The 19,025-nt window shown below is 72.1% G+C and carries 19 protein-coding genes; 11 read left to right on the plus strand and 8 right to left on the minus strand.

The genetic code is table 11. The features are described from left to right. Positions 1-77: 77 nt before the first annotated feature. From upp to KIS93_RS31620, 5 genes are all read left to right on the plus strand, one after another. Positions 78-716, plus strand: coding sequence for a uracil phosphoribosyltransferase (gene upp, locus KIS93_RS31600; RefSeq protein ID WP_080044213.1), 639 nt, complete (start codon positions 78-80; stop codon positions 714-716). Positions 717-947: 231 nt separating this feature from the next. Further along, on the plus strand, positions 948-1,172 hold the full coding sequence (locus tag KIS93_RS31605; RefSeq protein ID WP_080044212.1) for a hypothetical protein: 225 nt from the start codon (positions 948-950) through the stop codon (positions 1,170-1,172). A 252-nt stretch (positions 1,173-1,424) separates the two neighbouring features. Then, on the plus strand, positions 1,425-1,958 hold the full coding sequence (locus tag KIS93_RS31610; RefSeq protein ID WP_080044211.1) for a PH domain-containing protein: 534 nt from the start codon (positions 1,425-1,427) through the stop codon (positions 1,956-1,958). 96 nt (positions 1,959-2,054) lie between these two features. Then, a complete protein-coding gene (locus KIS93_RS31615) occupies positions 2,055-3,398 on the plus strand; it encodes a helix-turn-helix domain-containing protein (protein ID WP_080044210.1) in 1,344 nt (447 codons plus the stop codon). A gap of 100 nt (positions 3,399-3,498) precedes the next feature. Next, positions 3,499-4,173, plus strand: a complete 675-nt coding sequence (locus KIS93_RS31620; protein ID WP_080044209.1) for a FadR/GntR family transcriptional regulator — start codon at positions 3,499-3,501, stop codon at positions 4,171-4,173. Here the strand turns inward: KIS93_RS31620 and KIS93_RS31625 are convergent. Together KIS93_RS31625 and KIS93_RS31630 are read right to left on the minus strand one after the other, a co-directional pair. Next, a complete protein-coding gene (locus tag KIS93_RS31625; RefSeq protein WP_080044208.1) occupies positions 4,160-5,008 on the minus strand; it encodes an SDR family oxidoreductase in 849 nt (282 codons plus the stop codon). The genes KIS93_RS31620 and KIS93_RS31625 overlap by 14 nt on opposite strands. Continuing rightward, positions 5,005-5,292 (minus strand): antibiotic biosynthesis monooxygenase, encoded by a 288-nt coding sequence (locus KIS93_RS31630; RefSeq protein WP_080044207.1) that lies wholly within the window; start codon positions 5,290-5,292, stop codon positions 5,005-5,007. The genes KIS93_RS31625 and KIS93_RS31630 overlap by 4 nt, the downstream gene beginning before the upstream one ends. Before the next feature lie 62 nt (positions 5,293-5,354). On the opposite strand from KIS93_RS31630, the gene KIS93_RS31635 reads away from it, so the two are divergent. Next, positions 5,355-5,816: a MarR family winged helix-turn-helix transcriptional regulator gene (locus KIS93_RS31635; protein ID WP_080047392.1), complete on the plus strand. Its 462-nt coding sequence runs from the start codon at positions 5,355-5,357 to the stop codon at positions 5,814-5,816. Here the strand turns inward: KIS93_RS31635 and dnaN are convergent. From dnaN to KIS93_RS31650, 3 genes are all read right to left on the minus strand, one after another. Continuing rightward, positions 5,799-6,896 carry a DNA polymerase III subunit beta gene (gene dnaN / locus KIS93_RS31640; protein WP_080044206.1) on the minus strand — a complete coding sequence of 366 codons (1,098 nt, stop codon included), beginning with the start codon at positions 6,894-6,896 and terminating at the stop codon, positions 5,799-5,801. The two genes, KIS93_RS31635 and dnaN, sit on opposite strands and share 18 nt — an antisense overlap. Before the next feature lie 114 nt (positions 6,897-7,010). Further along, positions 7,011-7,667: a response regulator transcription factor gene (locus KIS93_RS31645; protein WP_418113405.1), complete on the minus strand. Its 657-nt coding sequence runs from the start codon at positions 7,665-7,667 to the stop codon at positions 7,011-7,013. Next, complete coding sequence (locus KIS93_RS31650; protein ID WP_230465706.1) at positions 7,661-9,064, minus strand: sensor histidine kinase; 1,404 nt, start codon at positions 9,062-9,064, stop codon at positions 7,661-7,663. Before KIS93_RS31650 ends, KIS93_RS31645 begins: the two co-directional genes overlap by 7 nt. A 109-nt stretch (positions 9,065-9,173) precedes the next feature. On the opposite strand from KIS93_RS31650, the gene KIS93_RS31655 reads away from it, so the two are divergent. Both KIS93_RS31655 and KIS93_RS31660 read left to right on the plus strand, forming a co-directional pair. Then, a complete protein-coding gene (locus KIS93_RS31655) occupies positions 9,174-10,079 on the plus strand; it encodes an ABC transporter ATP-binding protein (protein WP_080044205.1) in 906 nt (301 codons plus the stop codon). Beyond that, on the plus strand, positions 10,076-10,804 hold the full coding sequence (locus KIS93_RS31660) for an ABC transporter permease (RefSeq protein ID WP_080044204.1): 729 nt from the start codon (positions 10,076-10,078) through the stop codon (positions 10,802-10,804). The genes KIS93_RS31655 and KIS93_RS31660 overlap by 4 nt, the downstream gene beginning before the upstream one ends. A gap of 35 nt (positions 10,805-10,839) precedes the next feature. Here KIS93_RS31660 and KIS93_RS31665 read toward each other — a convergent pair whose 3' ends face one another. Then, positions 10,840-11,754, minus strand: coding sequence for an SMP-30/gluconolactonase/LRE family protein (locus KIS93_RS31665; RefSeq protein WP_080047389.1), 915 nt, complete (start codon positions 11,752-11,754; stop codon positions 10,840-10,842). Between the two features lie 87 nt (positions 11,755-11,841). On the opposite strand from KIS93_RS31665, the gene soxR reads away from it, so the two are divergent. Continuing rightward, entirely contained in the window at positions 11,842-12,360 is a 519-nt protein-coding gene (soxR, locus tag KIS93_RS31670) for a redox-sensitive transcriptional activator SoxR (protein WP_080044203.1), read from the plus strand. A gap of 3 nt (positions 12,361-12,363) precedes the next feature. Here the strand turns inward: soxR and KIS93_RS31675 are convergent, their stop codons facing one another. Then, positions 12,364-12,816 (minus strand): universal stress protein, encoded by a 453-nt coding sequence (locus KIS93_RS31675; protein WP_080044202.1) that lies wholly within the window; start codon positions 12,814-12,816, stop codon positions 12,364-12,366. A gap of 81 nt (positions 12,817-12,897) precedes the next feature. After that, complete coding sequence (locus tag KIS93_RS67675; protein ID WP_080044201.1) at positions 12,898-15,663, minus strand: helix-turn-helix transcriptional regulator; 2,766 nt, start codon at positions 15,661-15,663, stop codon at positions 12,898-12,900. Positions 15,664-15,724: 61 nt separating this feature from the next. Between KIS93_RS67675 and KIS93_RS31685 the strand changes: the two genes are divergently transcribed. Together KIS93_RS31685 and KIS93_RS31690 are read left to right on the plus strand one after the other, a co-directional pair. Beyond that, a complete protein-coding gene (locus KIS93_RS31685) occupies positions 15,725-16,453 on the plus strand; it encodes an ABC transporter ATP-binding protein (protein WP_155128857.1) in 729 nt (242 codons plus the stop codon). Next, on the plus strand, positions 16,447-18,942 hold the full coding sequence (locus KIS93_RS31690; RefSeq protein WP_080044199.1) for an ABC transporter permease: 2,496 nt from the start codon (positions 16,447-16,449) through the stop codon (positions 18,940-18,942). Before KIS93_RS31685 ends, KIS93_RS31690 begins: the two co-directional genes overlap by 7 nt. Positions 18,943-19,025: the final 83 nt, after the last annotated feature.

Here is a 19,025-nt window from a genome sequence, read left to right on the forward strand (position 1 = left end):
ACGACTCTGTGTCACGTTCCAAGTGCGCAGGTGAGGGGGTCCTCAGCACGGTCTGTCACGAGATAGCGTGGTGACCCATGGAGACCCTCGTCGTCGATCATCCGCTCGTGGCCCACAAGCTCACCACGCTGCGCGATGTCCGCACCGACTCGCCGACCTTCCGCAGGCTCGCCGACGAGCTGGTGACGCTGCTCGCGTACGAGGCCACGCGTGACGTGCGGGTCACCGAGGTCACCGTCGAGACGCCGGTCTCGCCCGCCAGGGGCGTGCGCCTGGCCAAGCCGTACCCGCTGGTCGTACCGATCCTGCGGGCCGGGCTCGGCATGCTCGACGGCATGACCAGGCTGCTACCCACGGCCGAGGTCGGGTTCCTCGGCATGATCCGCAACGAGTCGACGCTGCAGGCCGAGACGTACGCCACGCGCCTGCCCGACGACCTGTCCGGGCGCCAGTGCTACGTGGTCGACCCGATGCTGGCCACGGGCGGCACGCTGGCGGCGGCCGTGCAGTTCCTGTTCGACCGGGGCGCCGTCGACGTGACGGCCCTGTGCCTGCTGGCCGCGCCCGAGGGGCTGGCGTACATGGACAAGGTGTTCGCCAACTCCGGCAAGCCGATCCGCGTCGTCACGGCGGCGCTCGACGAGCGGCTCAACGAGAGCGGCTACATCGTGCCGGGCCTCGGCGACGCCGGCGACCGCCTCTACGGCGTGGTCTGACAACCCCCCAGCCGGCGACCGCCTCTACGGCGTGGCCTGACAACTCCCAGCCGGCGACCGCCTCTAAGGCGTGGCCTGACAGCCCTCAGCCGGTGATCGCCTCTACAGGTCCACTAAGAATTTCTAACTCCCCCGTTCCCGTCACGCGCGGTCATCACTTCGTTACATACTGTGGTTGGGTGGGTACGAAGAGCCAGGAAGGCAACTTCCGCATGCGCGTGGGGGAGCACGATGACCGATCACACCGACACGGATCCGACTCCGTACGCGGACGTGGAGACGGTGCTGTGCGACGAGTTCGCCGGCATCCACTCCGCGACCACCGTAACGCGCTGCGTGGAGGCGGCGCACTACGGCGCGCTGGAGGTCACCGGCTACGCCCATCCGAGCCTGGTCGAGCGCATCGCGCGCAAGCACCTTCATGTGCTGGCCCTGGTGGCCAGCGATCGTGGCTAAGCAAGATCAAAACTATCCCGGCAAGTCACCTTTACCCGGGCACTCGGGTGGGTAATGTAGTTGGCGGGTGGAGTGGGTAAGTGGCACGGAGGCGACGGTGCAGGTCAAAAAGGTCCTCACATACGGTGGTATCGCATTTGTTGCGTACTACCTGTTCGCGCGACCAGCTGACGCCGCGGACGCGGTGAGAGGAGCGTTCGACACGGTGTTCAACGCGGCCGACTCGCTGGCTCAATTTGTGAACAGCCTCTCATGAGACTGGTGACCCACGGGGACTCCGCTCCATCGTCGGTCAACCGCTACCTCCTCCCCCACGAACAACAGGTCATCATGGTGCGGCGGCATCCCGCCATCCTGCTGCGCCCGGTCGCCGAGGTCCTCGGCGGCCTCATCATCGCCGGGCTGCTCAGCAAGTTCTTCGGCGGAGGCGAGGCGGGCGGCACGGCGCTCGTCGTCGTGTGGTGGCTGTGGCTCCTGCTGCTGATCCGTTTCGTCTGGAAAGTCGCGGAGTGGTCGGTCGATTACTTTGTGGTGACTTCCAAGCGAATGCTCCTCACCACGGGCCTCATCACGCGCAAGGTCGCGATGATGCCGCTGGGCAAGGTCACCGACATGAGCTTCCAGAGATCTCTGCTTGGGCGCATGCTCGGTTACGGTGAGTTCATCCTCGAATCAGCCGGTCAGGATCAGGCTCTGTCAACGGTCGAGTACATTCCGTATCCGGAAACCCTGTACCTCGAGGTCTGTCAGATGCTTTTTCCCAGCAAGGACGACAGCGACGATTAATCTCGACGTGGCAAATTCTTCACGCGGGGATACCAGATTCGGCTACTTCATGCAATCATTGCGTGTTGTTGACCCTTCCCCGCCCTGAGAGATGAGATGCCGAGTCAGGGAACCATCGGTGACCGCGTCCGAGGATTGCGGCTGAACAGGCGGATGTCTCAGGCCCAGCTGGCCGGACCCGACCTGTCTGACAGTTATGTCTCGCTCATCGAGTCGGGCAAGCGCACGCCGACTCCTGTGGTGGCCCGGCTGCTGGCCGAGCGCCTGGGATGCACGACCGAGTTCCTCCTTCACGGGATCGAGCCTCGGCAGCGCATCGACACCGAGCTGGGCCTGCGTCATGCCGAGCTCGAGCTGCAGCACGGAGACCCGTCCATCGCCGCCGACCGCTTCACCGAGATCGTGAAGGCCGCCGACGAGGAGAACGCCATGCTGACCGCGCAGGCGCGGTTCGGCCGGGCGCGCGCGCTGGAGGCCCAGGGCAGGCTGGGTCAGGCCGTGGAGGCGTTCGAGCGCCTGCGCCGGGAGGCCGCGGCCCACCCCGAGCGGCTGGCCGACCTGCCGCTCACGATCGCGCTGAGCCGCTGCTACCAGCGGGCGGGCGACCGGCTGCGGGCCCGTGACCTGGCCGCCGCCGCGCTGACCCAGGCCGAGCGGCTGTCGATCACGCGGGGCGAGCTCGCCACCGACCTGGCCGCCGCGCTGATCGAGGCGCGTGGCGAGAGCGAGACCGACTCCCGCGAGTTGGCCTACGTCAGGCAGGTGCTCGACCTGTCAGGCGTTCCTGAAGTTGTGGACCGTTCCGGAGAGATCCAGTCGCTCTGGCACGCGAGTGCCGAGGCGGCGGCAGGGGAGGACTCCGCGCTGGCCGTGCGGCTCGCGGACGACGCGATCGGGGCGGGCCGCCAGGCCAGGCTCGCGTTGCAGCTCGCCCGCACCGCCATGCACTGGTCCCGGATGCCGTCGGCGCCGATCGAGGAGGCGGAGCGGTTCGTCGCGAGCGCGGTCAGGGCGTTCGCGGTGTTCCCCGGCACCGTGCGCGAGCACGGTGAGAGCCTCGTCGTGCACGCGCGGGTGAAGCTGCGCGCGGGCGACACCGTGGGGGCCGGCGAGCTGGCCACCTCTGCGCTGGGGCTCGCGCACGACCAGTCGGGCACGACCGCCGCCGAGGGTCACCTCGTGCTGGCGACCATCGCGCTCGACGGCGGCCTCGACGCCTCCGCGCACCTGCGGCAGGCGCACGAGCTGCTGGTCACGCTCGACCGTCCGGTGTTCGGCTCCGACCGGCAGGCCGCGCGTTGCTGGCGCGAGCTGGGCGACCTGTACGGCAGGGCCGGGTCCGCGACCCAGCAGACGGCCGCCTATCGTAAGGCGCTGGAAGCGGCCGGGGTCCGCTCGGCCATGGCGGGGGTGACGACGGACGCCACAGTGTCCCGCTGAATCTCCGGGAGCTCCAGATTTGGTGTTTTGAGTCTGGAATAATTAGGGTCTACCAGTCATTGACTCATAGGATGACTGGTTTCCCCGGAGGAGGCGGACTGTGAGTCTGCGTACGGCGCAGCGGGCTTCGCTCGTCGACCAGGTGATCGATCAGCTCAAGGAGCAGATCACCTCAGGGTCGTGGCCGATGAACGGCAAGATCCCGACCGAGACCGTGCTCGCCGAGCAGCTCGGAGTGGGTCGCAACACCGTTCGTGAGGCCGTACGCGCGCTCACGCACGCCGGGCTGCTGGAGTGCCGTCAGGGCGACGGCACTTACGTCCGCGCGACCAGCGAGCTTTCCGGCGCGATGCTCCGGCGGCTGCGCCAGGCCGAGCAGCTCGAGATCCTCGAGGTACGCCGCGCCCTCGAGGTCGAGTCGGCCCGCCTGGCCGCCACCCGGCGCAACGACGAGGACATCAGGCGCATCGAGGCCGCGCTGGCCGAGCGCGAGCGGGCCTGGGAGCTGGACGACCCCGACTTCTTCGTCGAGGCCGACCTGGCCTTCCACATGGCCGTCGCGCACGCCACCCACAACCTCGTCCTCATCGACCTGTACGAGGACTTCTCGGCGGCGCTGCGGGCCAGCATCACCGCCGCGGGCACGTCGCTCAACAAGAGCTACATCCCGCACGACGCGATCGCGCGGGCCATCGCGGCCGGCGACGCGGCGGCGGCCGAGCGGGCCGGGCACGCCTGCATGGAGCACATCCTCATCGCGCTCACGGAGTCCTGACCCCGCCCAGGAGCGCCTGATGGTCGCGGGCGAAGTCGATGAACGGCGTCGCGGGGCGGCCCGTCACGGTCTCGAAGTCGGGGGTCGTGTAGTCGCCCCAGCCCTTCGCGTACGCCACCAGGTACTCCCCCGTGACCTGCGCGTCCCATGCGGGAAGCCCCGCCTCCCGCATGGAACGCACGGCCGCCTCCACGGGCACCCGCTCGTAGCCGATCGGCCTGCCGTGCACCCGCGACAGGTCCTCGGCGACCGAGGCCAGTGAGATGCTGGCCGGGCCCGTGAGAGTGTAGGTGGCGCCCTTGTGCCGCTCGGGAGCGCGCAGGATCTCAGCGGCGGCGGCGCCGATGTCGCGTACGTCGATCATGCCGATCCTGCCCTCGCCCAGCGCGCCGTACAGGATGTCGCCGTTGACCGAGCCGAAAAGGTTCTGCATGAAGAAGGCCGGGCGCAGGATGGTCCAGTCGAGGCCGGAGGCCGCGAGCTCGACGTCCGACAGGGCGTGCAGGCGGCCGTTGCGCGTCGGCGCGTCGTGCGCGGCGCCGATGGCCGACATGCGCACCACGTGGCTCACGCCGGCCTGCTTGGCCGCCCACAGGGCGTTCATGCTGCGGTGCGGCGCGTGCGGGCCCATGGGGGTCAGCACCCACAACGTCTTCACGCCGCGGAACGCCTCGCCGAGCGTGGCGGGCTCGTCGAGATCGCCGACCGCGACCTCCACGCCCGACGGCGCCTTGGCCGGGTCGCGCACCAGCACCCGCACGTCGGCGGTGCCTTCGAGGGAGCGCAGGACGGCACGCGAGACGGTGCCGCCGGCACCGGTGATCAAGATGGTCATGACAGGGTCCCCTCCTCAGCGGAGACAAGCTCGTCGATCAGGTCGAAGAAGGCCCGGATGCCGGGCAGGTTTGCGCCTTTCGCCCGCGATGCGGCGAAGTCGGCGCTCGATCGCCACTCCACGATGTCCAGCCACTCGTCGGGAGACACGCGGACCAGCTTGGCGCCCAGGAATCCGGCCCTGTCGGCCCGGAAGTCCGCGATCATCCCCGGCCGGGCGGCCAGCAGGTCGTCGGCCCGATCGGATGACACCCGGAACCGGGTGAGTTCCACCGTTGTCGTCATGCTCTGAGAATATAGTAAGAATCAGTGACTATCAAGATTAGTGACTAAATCGGGAGTGTGTGGTGCGCAGGAGCCAGCGCAAGCAGGTGGAGCCGGACCTCGGCATCCTGTCCAGCCGGTCGCTCTTCAACCTGCAGCGGGAGCTGTTCACGAAGCTGAGCGAGCAGGGGCATCCCGAGCTGCGGCCCCGGCACGGAGCCGTCATGGCCTACCTCGACGAGGAGGGCAGCCGGGCCACCGACCTGGCCGCGCAGTCGGGGCAGCACAAGCAGGTCATCGGCACGCTGGTGGACGAGCTGGTGGCGCTCGGGTACGTGGAGCGGCAGCCCGACCCGGCCGACCGGCGGGCCAAGCTGATCGTGCCCACCGAGAAGGGCCGCGATCACATGGTCAAGTCGGACGCCATCCTCGCCGAGATGGAGGCCGAGCACGCCAAGGCGGTCGGCGAGGAGGCGTACGCGCAGTTCAAGAGGGTGTTCAGGCTGGTCGTCGAGCGCCAGACGGGATCAGGTCTGGCGCAGTGACATGACCAGGTAGCGGAAGGCGGGCTCGGCGTCGCCGGGCACGTCTTGGATGAGGGCCGGCCTGGTGGGCGACTCCATGTTGATCCTGGCCAGGTCGCTCTCGATGCCGGTCAGGCCGTCGAGCAGGAACTGCGACTGGAAGGCGATCTGGATGTCGTCGCCGCGCAGCTCGCACGGCACCACCTCGGCGCCGCGCCCGATGTCGCCCCCGCCGGCCTGGATCAGCACCTGCCCCTGGCTGAACGACAGCCGGATCGCGGTGTTGCGCTCGGCCACGAGCGCCACCCGCTTGATGGCCCCGACGAACGGCGCCACCGCCACGTCGGCCCTGATCGACCAGTCGGAGGTGAGCCGGGCGCGGTAGTCGATGAACTGCTCGTCGAGCAGCCGCACGGTGGTGCTGCGCCCGACGCTCTCGAACCCGGCCACGCCGTCGCCCATCGCGATCGAGACCTCGCCGCCGCGCAGCGACTTGGCCACCTCGACCAGCACCCGGGCCGGGACCATGGCGGAGACGGCGACGCCGGGCGCGGCCGGGCGCCAGGCGAAGTCGCGGGCGGCGATGCGGTAGCGGTCGGTCGCCGCCATCGCCACCGACTCGCCCTCGATGTCGACCCTGATGCCGGTGAGCATCGGCAGCGTGTCGTCGCGGCTGGCCGCCGGCGCCACCTGGCCGACGGCGGAGGCGAACACGCCGCCGCCGATGGCGCCGATGCTCGGCGGCATGGTGGGCAGGGTCGGGAAATCCTCCACCGGCATGGTGATGAGCCCGAACTCGGCGCTCCCGCAGGTCAGCACCGCCTCGGCACCCTCGGTGACGATCTCGACGTCGTCGGCCGGCAGGCTGCGGCTGATCTCCGCCAGCAGGCGGCCCGGGATCAGCACCCGCCCCTCCTCGGCCACGTCGGCGTCGATCGCGGCCCGCGCGGAGACGTCGTAGTCGAACGCCGACACCGTCAGCTCCTCGCCCGCCTCCAGCAACAAGCCGGACAGGACTGGCACCACGGGGCGGCTGGGCAGGATACGGGCAGCCCATGCCACCGCTTCTGCAAGAACATCGCGGTTAACCCGGATTTTCACCTGAAACCACCTCTTCGTCGCGCCATGCCTCTATGAAAATAGCCGCTGCGACCGACAACTCTGAGCGGTTCCCTACAGGCGATCAGCGGCCGTCGAGGGGTTCGCCGCAGGCGATCAGCGGCTGTCGAGGTAGGCGAGCACGGCCAGGACGCGCCGGTTGTCGTCGTCGGACGGCGCGAGGCCGAGCTTGGCGAAGATGGAGGCCGTGTGCTTGGCCACGGCGCTCTCGCTGAGGAAGAGCCGCTGCGAGATGGCGGCGTTGGAGCGGCCCTCGGCCATGGCCTCCAGCACCTCGCGCTCGCGCGGCGTCAGCGCGGCCAGCGGCTCGTTCCTGGCGTTCCTGGCCAGCAGCTTGGCGATCACCTCCGGGTCCATGGCGGTGCCGCCCTCGGCCACCCGGCGTACGGCGTCGACGAACTGCTCGGCGTTGAAGACGCGGTCTTTGAGCAGGTACCCGATGCCGCCCGAGCCGTCGGCCAGCAGCTCGCGCGCGTAGAGCTGCTCGACGTGCTGCGACAGCACGAGCACGGGCAGGCCGGGAATCTGCTTCCTGGCCGCCAGCGCGGCCTGAAGGCCCTCGTCGGTGAACGTGGGCGGCAGCCGCACGTCCACGATCGAGACGTCGGGGCGCAGCTCCAGCAGGCCCTTGAGCAGCTCGGGGCCGCTCTCCACGGCCGCCACGACCGTGAAGCCGTGCGCCTGGAGCAGGTGCACCAGGCCGTCTCTGAGCAGGTAGAGGTCTTCGGCGATGAGGACGCGGTTCATCAGCATCCGAGTTTCGTCGGGAGGTGCCGTGACTCGTGGTTGGCGCGGAGGTGGTGAGCCATGACGTACATGGTCCCACCCACCGCGATCATCGCGAAGATGACCGGCCACTGCCAGGGCTCGGGCACGTGCAGGGCGAGGAACCAGGACTTCTCCTCCACCCCGAAGATCTTGAAGATGGCGGGCACGACCCCCTGCGGGAACGAGGGGCACCAGGCCGTGCACCACAGCAGCGCGATCGCGATGGCCTTGCCGCGGGGCAGCTTGTCCGCCGGCTCGTGGGGCAGCACGCCGGGCAGGTCGAGGGTGACGGTCGTGGGGCCGCCCGGCGGGCTGTTGAGCGCGAGCACGCCGTCGAAGGCGAGCAGCCGCCGCTCGATGCCGTTCAGCCCGCTGCCCTTGGCCGGGTCGGCGCCGCCGAGGCCGTCGTCGGTGACCGTCACGCGCAGGTCGGCGCCGTGGGAGCTGATGTCCACGGCGGCGGTGCTCGCGTCGCCGTGCCGGGCGGCGTTCGACAGCAGCTCGCTGACCGCGAAGTACACCGCCGCCTCCACCGGCGACTCCGGCCGCTCCGGCAGGTCCACGGTGACGGTGACCTGGAGCGGGCTGTCCATGGCCAGCGCGCGCACGGCGTCGGCGAGCCCGCGCTCGGCCAGGACGGGCGGATGGATGCCGCGGATGACCCTGCGCAGCTCCGTCAGCGTCTCGGCGGAGGACTCCCTGGCCTTCGTCAGCAGCGCCTTGGCCGCCTGCGGGTCGGTGTCGACGAGCTGCTCGACCGCGCCGAGCGTCATCCCGATCGCCACGAGCCTGGCCTGCGTGCCGTCGTGCAGGTCCCGCTCGATCCTGCGCATCTCGGCCGCCTGCGAGTCGGTCGCCAGGTTCCGGGTCCGCCGCAGGTGGCTGACCTGGCCGGCCAGGCGGCTGGCCACGGTCGCGCCGAGCAGCAGGTCGGTCCAGTGCGCGTACATGAGCAGGGCCCGCTCCGGGATCACCGCGAACACCGGCAGCAGCGACACCTTCACCATCGGGTCGAGCAGCAGCCAGAGGTCGTCGCGCCAGGTGGCGGGGTCCTTGACCATCCACTTCCACCGGTTGTTCCAGGCCGGCACGCGGGGCGTCTTGTAGAGCGTGCGCTCCGAGCGGTACATCCCGTTCGGCTCCGGCACGGGAGGCGGGGGCGCGGGCAGGTACGGGCTCTCGACCTCCAGCCCCGTCCACTCGCGCACCAGCCGCCGGTTCAGCTCCGCGAGCCGCCTGACCATCCGCACCTGCCACGGGAACAGCAGGACCACGCCCAGCATGAACGCCAGCAGCAGCATCGGGACCGACAGGGCGAGCACGACGGCCTGCACGACGCCGAGAACGAGCAACGCCGTGATCTGTCCGTACCTCCGAAGCATGCCCCCAGTCTGCGACAACCGGGACGGATCGGTCACTGCACCTAGATACACCCTTCTCCGGCATCCACCTGGATTCTCCGGGAGACGCCGCGTCCCTAGCGTCGAAGGCATGAAAATCATCGAGGTCAGGAACCTGCGCAAGCAGTACCCGGGCCACCTGGCGGTCGAGGATGTCTCGTTCGAGGTGGCCGAGGGCGAGATCTTCGGCATCCTCGGCCCCAACGGCGCGGGCAAGACCACCACGGTCGAGTGCGTGGCCGGGCTGCGCCGGCGGGACGGCGGCGACGTCCGCGTGGCCGGCCTCGACCCGCGCGAGGACCGCGACGAGCTGCGCCGCGTGCTCGGCATGCAGCTCCAGAGCGCCGCCCTGCCCGACAAGATCAAGGTCTGGGAGGCGATGGACCTGTACGCCTCCTTCTACCCCGACCCCGCCGACTGGCCGGAGCTGCTGGACCGGGTGAGCCTGTCCGCCAAGCGCGAGACCCTGTTCAAGGACCTGTCCGGCGGGCAGCGCCAGCGGCTGTCCGTGGCCATGGCCCTGGTCGGCCGGCCGCGCGTGGCCGTGCTGGACGAGCTGACCACCGGCCTCGACCCCCAGGCGCGCAGGGACACGTGGGAGCTGGTCGAGCAGGTCCGCGACACCGGCGTGACGATCGTGCTGGTCACCCACTTCATGGAGGAGGCCGAGCGCCTCTGCGACCGGATCGCCCTCATCGACGCCGGCAAGGTCGCCGCCACCGACACCCCCGCCGGGCTGATCGCCCAGGTGGGCGGGGAGCAGAAGGTACGGTTCCGGCCCAGCGCGCCCGTCGACGACGCCGTGCTGCTGGCCCTGCCCGAGGTGCGGGAGGTCACCAGGACCGGCCCCCAGATCGTGGTGCGCGGCACCGGCAACCTCGCCCCCGCCGTCACCCTCGCCCTGGCCCACCACCAGGTCGTGCCCGCCGACCTGCGCATCGAGCAGGCCACCCTCGACGACGCGTTCCTCGCGCTGACCGGAAGGAAGCTGTCATGAAGCTGCTCGCCATGGAGGCCAAGCTGCACCTGCGGGACTGGCCGACCCTGATGTTCTCGATCGGGCTGCCCGTCGGGCTCCTGCTCATCCTGGGGCTCAGCATCCCGAGCTTCACGGAGTTGCAGGACACCGGTGAGCGGATCGTGGACACGCACATGCCGAGCACGATGGCGCTGCTCTCCCTGCTGACGCTCTCGTGCAGCGTGTTGCCCGCGGTGCTGGCCACGTACCGGCAGCAGGGGGTGCTCAGGCGGTTGTCGACCACGCCCGTGCACCCCGCGCGGGTGCTGGGCGCGCAGCTCCTCATCAACCTGGCCGTCGGGACCGTGGCCACGGCCGTCCTCATCGTGGCCGGGTGGCTGGCGTTCGGCGCCGCGCCGCCCCGGCAGTGGGGCTGGTTCGTCCTGGTCTTCCTGCTGGGCACCGCCGCGATGATGGCGCTCGGGCTGGTGATCGCCGCGCTCGCGCCGAGCGCCAAGGCCGCTCAGGGGATCGGGTCGCTGGTGATGTTCCCGCTGATGTTCCTCGGCGGGGTGTGGCTGCCGCGCGAGCTCATGCCCGAGCCGGTACGCGTGGTCAGCGACTTCTCCGTGGCCGGGCCGTTCGCCCAGGCGCTCAAGGACACCTGGGCGGGGCAGCCGCCGCAGCTCATCCACCTGGTGGTCGTGGCCGCAGGGCTGGTCGTGTTCGGCGCGATCGCCGTGCGGTCCTTCCGATGGGAGTAACTGGACCCACCGCCGCGGGGGCGCGGAGGGAGGCGTCAGCGCCCGGCCCACACCGGGCGCGCGCCTGTGACGTTGGTCATCAGCGAGTACAGCGAGGACGACGCCGTGATGAACAGGCGGTTGCGCTTGAGCCCGCCGAACACCAGGTTGGCCGTGGCCTCGGGGAGCCTGAGCCGGCCGATGAGCGTGCCGTCGGGGTCGTAGCAGAGCACCGCCTTGCCGGCCGCGATCCACACCCGCCCGGTGTCGTCGAGCCGCAGGCCGTCGTAGTTGTCCTGCTCCCCGCCCTCGGCGAAGACCTTGCCGCCGCCCAGCGTGCCGTCGTCGCCCACCTCGAACACCCGCAACTGCCTGGCCTTGGTGTCGGCGACGTAGAGCCGCCGCTCGTCGAGGGAGAAGGCCAGCCCGTTCGGCCGGACGAAGTCGTCGGCCACGATCCGCACCTCGCCCGTCACCGGGTCGGCCCGGTAGACGTGGCAGCCGTCGATCTCCTGCTCGGCGGCCACGCCCTCGTAGTTGCTGAGGATCCCGTACGGCGGGTCGGTGAACCAGATGGAGCCGTCGGAGCGCACCACCACGTCGTTGGGGCTGTTGAGGCGCTTGCCCTGCCACCGGTCGGCGATCACGGTGATCGAGCCGTCGTGCTCGGTGCGGGTCACCCGGCGCCCGCCCTGCTCGCAGGAGATCAGCCGGCCCTCGCGGTCGAGCGTGTTGCCGTTGACGTAGCCGGACGGCTGCCGGAACGGGCCCACCGCGCCGGTCATCTCGTCCCAGCGCAGCATCCGCTCGTTCGGGATGTCGCTCCAGACCAGGAAGCGGCCGGCCGGGAAGTACACCGGGCCCTCCGCCCAGCGGGTGCCGGTGTGCAGGATCTCGACCTTGTCGTCCCCGCCGATCGCGCCGAACCGCTCGTCCAGCACCTCGAACTCCGTGGGAATCGTGTCCGTCATGCCGACCACCCTACGGGCGTGATCGGGGCGCGAACGGTCGTCGTGCTGGAGACGCGCTTCGCGCGCATCCTCAAGTAACCTTCAGGTATGACCAAGGTCGCGTGGAACACCAAGGAGCTGACCGTCGGCCAGCTCGCCGAGCGCAGCGGCGTCGCCGTCTCCGCCCTGCACTTCTACGAGGCCAAGGGCCTCATCAGCAGCCGCCGCACCGCCGGCAACCAGCGCCGCTACAGCCGCGACAGCCTGCGCAGGGTCGCCTTCATCAGGCTCGCCCAACGCATCGGCATCCCGCTGAAGGTCATCAAGGACGCGCTGGCCGAGCTGCCCGACGAGCGCACCCCCACGCGCGACGACTGGGCCCGGCTGTCGGCCGCCTGGCGCAGCGAGCTCGACGACCGGATCGAGCAGCTCCAGCGGCTGCGCGACGACCTCACCGACTGCATCGGCTGCGGCTGCCTGTCGCTCGACCGGTGCCCGGTCGCCAACCCGTACGACCGGCTGGGCGACGAGGGGCCCGGCGCGCGGCGCATCGACACCCGGATCTGCCCGCCGCAGACCGTCTGCTGCACCGCCGCGCCCGCGTCCGCTTCTGCCGGCGGGTCGTGAGGGTCAGCTGGAGTTCTTGGCCGGCGGGACGATCAGCGTCGGCCGGTGGGCGTGGTGCAGCACATGGTTCGAGACGCTGCCCAGCAGCACCGACCGCACCCCGGCCAGGCCGCGCGAGCCCGTGACGATCACCGACGCGTCGATCTCGTCGGCCACGTCCACGACCGTCTTCCAGATCGACTCGTTGTCGGCCACCGCCCGATAGGTCACGTCGCTCAGCCCGGCGGCCACCGCCAGCTCGGCGCCCTCCTTCGCGTGGTGCTCGGCCTGCGCCTTCGCCTCGTCCTCCGTGCCGGGGTCGATCGCGCCCGCGGCCAGCGGGTACTTCTTGAGCTGCACGAGCAGCGGCTCCCACACCGTGACGATCACCGTGGGCTCGGCCGTGAGGTGCTTGGCGGCGAACTCGATCGCGGCGCGCGCGTCCGCCGAGCCGTCATAGGCGACGAGGATGGTCATGGCGTTCTTCCCTTCGCTTCACGTCATCCGTTAGAGCACCGGGGCGATCACCGGCCATTCCAGGTGCCGCTGTCTGGTTGGTCACATGAGGTCGAGGCCGGCGAGCTGGGCGCGGCTGGCCACGTTGAGCTTGGGGAAGGCCCGGTAGAGGTGGTAGCTGACGGTCTTCGGGCTGAGGAACAGCTGCGCGCCGATCTCCTTGTTGGTCAGGCCCTTGGCCGCCAGCCGGACGATCTGCAGCTCCTGCGGCGACAGCGCCTGGGCGGCCGGCTCCGTACCGGACGTGGTGGTGTCGCCCGTGGCGCGCAGCTCCGTCCTGGCGCGCTCGGCCCACGGGCGGGCGCCCAGGCGCTCGAACGTCTCCAGCGCCGCCCGCAGGTGCGGGCGGGCACTACCCTTGTTGCGCTCCCTGCGCAGCCGCTCACCGAACGCCAGGTGCGTACGGGCCGCCTCCCACGGGCGCTCCCCCAAGGCATGCAGGCGAACGGCCTGCCGGAAGTGCTCCTCGGCCCGGTCCCAGCCCGGCTCCACCAGGGCGCGGCAGCGGTGCAGCACCGCCTCCGCCCACGGCAGCTCCGCCGCCAGGGCCCACTCCTCGAAGCGGCGCAACGGCTCCTCCGCCGGCAGGCCCAGCCTGGTCGCGGCCTCGACCTGGTCGGGGGCGAAGTAGACCGCCTGCATCTGGTGGCGCACCGGGCCCGCCATCGCCGCCTCGAACCGGCCCAGCGCCTCCGTGAAACGGCCCTGACCCAGGTCCAGCAGCGCCAGCGCCCACTCCGCCCAGGCCAGGTCGTTCGCGATGCGGGTGACGTCGAACCGGTCGCGGCCCCGCGCCGCCAGCTCCACGCACCTCGGCGCGTCGCCCTGGGCTGCGGCGATCCAGGCCAGCGTGCCCTCCAGGTAGCCGGCCCGGTTCGGCTGGCCCGTGTCGGAGGCCAGTTGCAGGCCCTCCGTGGCGGTCGCCACCGCGTCCCTGAACCGGCCCAGGTACAGCTCCGCCGAGGCCAGCGTCAGGTGCACGATCGGCAGCTTGCCGATCTCGCCGTTCGCGCGGCACTCCGCCGCGACGGCCGCCGAGATGTCGCGGCCGGCCTGGAAGTCGCCCACGATCGTGGCCACGAACGCGGCGTTGATCCGCAACGCGTGCGCGCCCTCGCTGATCCGGGCGCCCGCCGCCACCAGGCCGCGCATGATCGGCAACGCGCCGGCCGGGCCCTCCCGCAGCAGCACCGCCGCGCCCGTCACCGCCCGCACCGCCGGCTCCAGACCGTCCTCCGGGCGCAGGCCCAGGGCGTGCAGGCGGTCGGCCGCCTCGGCCACCTTGGCGGGGTCGCTGAGCTGCCAGGCGTTGCGGGCGGCGTCGATGAGCATGAGCCCGGCCGCCACACGATCCCGCCCCTCCGGCTCGTCCGTGCGGTGGGCGCCGGGTGGGGTCAGGTGCTCGGCTCCGGCCACCAGCAGGTCGTGGGCCAGGTACGGGGTGCCCTCGTCGAAGGCGATCCGGGCGCGCAGCTCGGCGAGGCGGGCACGTGAGCGGGGGTCCGTGACCAGCTCGGCCGCCCGCTCCACGAGGTGCTTGGCCCGTGCCGGCTGGCCGGCGTCGGCGGCGGCCACGGCGGCCGAGGTGAGGCGGCCGGCCTTGAGCGCCGGGTCCGCCGTCAGGTCGGCGGCGCGGGCGAGGGCCGCCGCCGCGCCCGCGTTGCCGTTGCGGTCCTTGGCCCGCCGTGCCGCCTGCTCCAGCGCCTGCGCCGCCTCCTCGTCCGGGCCGGTCGCCGCGGCGGCCAGGTGCCAGGCCCGCCGGTCCGGCTGCCCCGCGAGGAGCCGGGCGAGCAGGGTGTGCACCCGCAGCCGCAGCTCGTAGCCGCCGTGCTGGTACGCGGCGGTGCGCATGAGCGGATGAGTGAACTCGACCCGGCCGCCGGCGAGCCTGACCAGTCCCGCGTCCTCGGCGGCGGCCAGGGCCGAGGCGGGCACCCCGAGCCCGTCCGTCGCCTGCCTGATCACGCCGAGGTCACCCCCGTCGGTCAGCGCCATGACCAGCAGCGCCGTCCGCGCGTCCGGGGGCAGCTCGGCGATGCGGGAGGCGTACGCGCTCTGGATGCGCTCGGGAAGGGGTAACGGCCCACCCTCGTCAACGCCGTCATAGCCCCCGTCCGGGCCGCCTTTCAGCGGGCTGCGGCGGGTCGCCGAGCGCGGCAGCTCGCGCAGGGCGAGCGGGTTGCCGCAGCTCTCCTCCACGATCCGGTCGCGCAGCGGCGCGGCCAGGCCCGGCTCGGCGTCGGCGAGCAACTCCACGGCGCTGCGCCGGTCGAGCCCGGACAGCCGCAGCTCCGGCAGCCCCGACGCGTCGAACCCGGCACGCGCCCCGAACACCATCGCGACCCCCTCGGCGTGCAGCCGGTGCGCGGCGAACCGCAGGGCCTGCGCCGACGCCTGGTCGAGCCAGTGAGCGTCGTCCACCAGGCACAGCAGCGGCCCGTCCTCGGCCAGCTCCGCCAGCAGCGACAGCACCGCCGCGCCCACCAGGAGCTGGTCGTCACCGGCCGCCGGGCGCAACCCCAACGCGCCCTCCAGCGCGGCGGCCTGCGGCGCGGGCAGGGCGGGCAGCCGGTCCAGCGCCCGGCGCAGCAGCAGGTGCAGCGAGGCGAACGGGATCTCCGCCTCGGTCTCGATGCCGACCCCGCGCAGCACGCGCATCCCCTCGGCCCGGCGGCCGGCGTACTCCAGGAGCGAGGTCTTGCCGATGCCCGGCTCGCCCCTGAGCACGAGGACACCCGACCGTCCCTCGCGCGCCCGGTCGAGCAGCTCCTCGACGACCTTCTGCTCCCCTGCCCGCCCCCACAACACGAACGCATCCTAGTCACTTGTCCGATACCGGCCTGACAAGGGCATTCGTAGCGTTGCTCCCGTGAATCAGACGCGAGCGGTCGAGCTGGACTCGGTCACCAAGCACTACTCCCACGGCGTCACCGCCCTCGACGACGTGACGATCGGCTTCGCGGCCGGCACGTTCACGGCGGTGATGGGGCCCTCCGGGTCGGGCAAGAGCACGATGCTGCAGTGCGCGGCGGGGCTCGACCGGCCCAGCTCCGGGCGGGTGATCGTGGACGGGCGTGACCTGGCCCGGCTCGGCGAGCGCAAGCTGACGCTGCTGCGGCGCGACCGGATCGGGTTCGTGTTCCAGTCGTTCAACCTGCTGCCCTCGCTCACCGCCGAGCAGAACGTGGCGCTCCCGCTGCGGCTGGCCGGCCGCCGTCCCGACCGCGACCTCGTCCGGCAGAGCCTGGAGGCCGTCGGTCTTGGCGGGCGCGCCGGGCACCGGCCCACCGAGCTGTCGGGCGGGCAGCAGCAACGCATCGCGATCGCCCGCGCGCTGGTCACCCGGCCCGCCGTGCTGTTCGCCGACGAGCCGACCGGCGCGCTCGACGCCAACACCAGCCGGGACGTGCTGCGCCTGCTCCGCACGCTGGTGGACCGGCAGGCCCAGACCATCGTCATGGTGACGCACGACCCGGTCGCGGCCTCGTACGCCGATCGGGTGGTGTTCCTGGCCGACGGGCGGGTGTACGGGGAGCTGCACGACCCCACCGCCGAACTCGTGTCCACCCGGATGCTGCAGCTGGAGGCGTCGTGCTGAGGATCGCCTGGTCCACGCTGCGGACGCGGTGGATGTCGTTCGCGGGCACGTTCGCCGCCCTGATGCTGGGCACCGCGCTCGTCGCGGCGCTCGGGCAGGTGCTCGCCTCCAGCATCTCCTCCCCCGACCGGGGGCCTCAGCGGTACGCCGCCGCGCCCGTCGTGGTCGTGCCCGACGGGCGCCTCACGGTGGACACCTGGCAGGGGGGCAGCAGCGCGCCGCTCGCCGAGCCGCGCGGGCTCGACGCCGGCCTGGCCGGGCGGCTGCCCGGTGGTGTGGTGGACCGGGTGTTCCCGGCCCAGCTCGCCGGTGGGCCGCCCGCCGTCGGACGGCCCTGGTCGGCCGCCCGTACGGCGCCGCACGCGCTCGTCGCCGGACGGGCACCGGCCGCGCCCGACGAGATCGCGGTGAGCATCGGCGCCCGGCCACTCGCTGAGCAGGGCGAGCCGGCCCAGGCGATCGCGAGCACCGCCCAGAGCACCCCGGCAGGCGAGCAGGGCGTCGGCGCTCGGGTGCGGGTGGTCACGGCCACCGGGGCGCGTGGCTATCGGGTCGTCGGGGTGACGGCGGCGGGGCCCGAAGCCGTTGTCTTCTTCAGTGACGCGCAGGCCGCCCGGCTGTCGCCGCGGATCGACGCGATCGCCTCGTGGAGCACCGTCGCCGAGGTGCGGGCCGCCGTCGGGGGCCGGGCGCAGGTGCTGACCGGCCAGGAGCGGGCTTTGCCCGATCCGTCCCGGGTCGCCGACGAGCGGGCGCGGAACAACGCGAACACCATCGCGGGCATCGCCGCCGGTTTCGCCGGGTTCATCGCGGTGTTCGTGGTGTCGTCCACGTTCGCGTTCGCGGTGGGGCAGCGGCGGCGCGAGTTCGCGTTGCTGCGCACGATCGGCGCCACCGTAAGGCAGGTGCGCCGCATGCTGTACGGGGAGGCCGTCCTCGTCGCCGTCACCGCCTCCGCGATCGGCGCGTTCGCCGGGCCGTTGGCCACCCGGCCGATCCTCGACTGGCTGGCGTCGCTGGGGATGGCGCCCGCGTGGCTGGTGCCGTCCACGTCCGCGATCCCGTCGTACCTCGCCTTCGGCACCGGCGTGCTGGTGTCGGTGCTGGGCGTGGCCGCGGCGGCCAGGCGGGCGGGCAGCGTGCGGCCCGCGGAGGCGATGCGCGAGTCGGCGGTCGAGCCGCGCGCCATGACGCTCGCCCGCTGGATCGCGGGCCTCGCCGTGCTGGCCACCGCCGTGATCAGCATGGCCGTGAACGCGCTCGGCGACCCCGCAGGAGCCACCAACAACAAGACGTTCATGCCGGTCGTCATGCTGCTCATCGCCGCCGCCGGCCTGCTCGCGCCGGTCTTCGTCCGCCCGGTCGCCCGGCTGCTCACCCGCCCGCTCGAACGGCTGCGCGGCGCGGGCGGCACCGTGGTCGCCGCGGGGACGACGGCCTCGGCCGGGCGTACGGCGGCGACGGCCGCGCCCGTGCTTGTCACCGTGGCGCTGGCGGCGACGCTGCTCGGCGGGGCCGCGATGACCGACGCCACCAAGACGGCGCTGGAGACCGCTCCCGTCCGCGCCGACTACCTGGTGCTGCCGGCGGGCGCCGGGCTGGACCGGCAGCTCGTGGAGCGGCTGCGGTCGATCCCCGGCACGGACGTCACCACCACGACGTCCACCAGCCTCTACACGCTCGAAGGCGCCACCCAGCTCATCCAGCGGCCCGTGGCGGCCGTGGACCCGGCGGCGGTGCGTACCGCGCTGTCGATCCCGCTGCGCGCCGGCTCCCTGGACGAGCTGCGCGACGACACGATCGTGGTGTCGGAGACGTGGGAGCTGAAACTGGGGCAGAGCGTGCGGATCTGGCGGGCGGATGGCAGCCGGGCCACGTTCCGGGTCGTCGGCCTGCTCGGCGAGAACGCGCCCGCCGACGCGTACGTGACCGCCGCCCACACCTTCTCCGCCCTGCCCTCGGCCGCCTACGTCAAGCTGCGCCCCGGCTCCTCCGCCCCGGCCGTGCGCGAAGCCCTCGGCCAGGCCGTCGCCGGGCACAACGCCCGCGCGCTGACCAGGAGCGAGTGGGCCGCCAGCCTGGACGCCCGCCGCGCCTCCGCCAGCCGGCTCGGGCTGCTCGTGGTGCTCGCCATCATGCTCGGCTACACGGTCATCTCGCTGGTCAACACCCTGCTGATGGCCGCCTCCGACCGGGCGCCCGAACGCGGCGCGCTGCGGCTGCTGGGGGCGACGGGGCCGCAGCTCCTGCGGTACGTGGTGGCGGAGGCGCTGGTCGTGGTGGCCGTGGGGGTCGTGCTGGCCTTCGCCGCCACGGGGGTGAGCCTGCTCGGGCTGTGGGCGGCGCTGGTGCAGCTCGCCGGGCCCGTCGCCGTCGCCGTGCCGTGGCAGCCGGTCGGCGCGGTGATCGTGGCCTGCGCCGTGCTGGCGGTGCTGGCCGCCGCGCTCCCCGCCGCCCGTGTGAAGGGCGCCGCCCTCCCCAAGGGCTGACCTGGCCCGCCTCCGCTGACCCGGCCCGGCTAACCCCGCGCTGCCCGGGCCGAACTCCCTGTCCCGACCTGCCCAGGCTGCGT

It is taken from the genome of [Actinomadura] parvosata subsp. kistnae (genome assembly GCF_900323885.1).
Taxonomy (GTDB): Bacteria; Actinomycetota; Actinomycetes; order Streptosporangiales; family Streptosporangiaceae; genus Nonomuraea; species Nonomuraea composti.

What these genes read in the sequence shown, in the direction of transcription:
- upp (WP_080044213.1), top strand. Translation starts at nt 78, where the DNA reads ATGGAGACCCTCGTCGTCGATCATCCGCTCGTGGCCCACAAGCTCACC.
- KIS93_RS31605 (WP_080044212.1), top strand. Translation starts at nt 948, where the DNA reads ATGACCGATCACACCGACACGGATCCGACTCCGTACGCGGACGTGGAG.
- KIS93_RS31610 (WP_080044211.1), top strand. Translation starts at nt 1,425, where the DNA reads ATGAGACTGGTGACCCACGGGGACTCCGCTCCATCGTCGGTCAACCGC.
- KIS93_RS31615 (WP_080044210.1), top strand. Translation starts at nt 2,055, where the DNA reads ATGCCGAGTCAGGGAACCATCGGTGACCGCGTCCGAGGATTGCGGCTG.
- KIS93_RS31625 (WP_080044208.1), bottom strand. Translation starts at nt 5,008, where the DNA reads ATGACCATCTTGATCACCGGTGCCGGCGGCACCGTCTCGCGTGCCGTC.
- KIS93_RS31630 (WP_080044207.1), bottom strand. Translation starts at nt 5,292, where the DNA reads ATGACGACAACGGTGGAACTCACCCGGTTCCGGGTGTCATCCGATCGG.
- KIS93_RS31645 (WP_418113405.1), bottom strand. Translation starts at nt 7,667, where the DNA reads ATGCTGATGAACCGCGTCCTCATCGCCGAAGACCTCTACCTGCTCAGA.
- KIS93_RS31650 (WP_230465706.1), bottom strand. Translation starts at nt 9,064, where the DNA reads ATGCTTCGGAGGTACGGACAGATCACGGCGTTGCTCGTTCTCGGCGTC.
- KIS93_RS31655 (WP_080044205.1), top strand. Translation starts at nt 9,174, where the DNA reads ATGAAAATCATCGAGGTCAGGAACCTGCGCAAGCAGTACCCGGGCCAC.
- KIS93_RS31660 (WP_080044204.1), top strand. Translation starts at nt 10,076, where the DNA reads ATGAAGCTGCTCGCCATGGAGGCCAAGCTGCACCTGCGGGACTGGCCG.
- KIS93_RS31665 (WP_080047389.1), bottom strand. Translation starts at nt 11,754, where the DNA reads ATGACGGACACGATTCCCACGGAGTTCGAGGTGCTGGACGAGCGGTTC.
- soxR (WP_080044203.1), top strand. Translation starts at nt 11,842, where the DNA reads ATGACCAAGGTCGCGTGGAACACCAAGGAGCTGACCGTCGGCCAGCTC.
- KIS93_RS31675 (WP_080044202.1), bottom strand. Translation starts at nt 12,816, where the DNA reads ATGACCATCCTCGTCGCCTATGACGGCTCGGCGGACGCGCGCGCCGCG.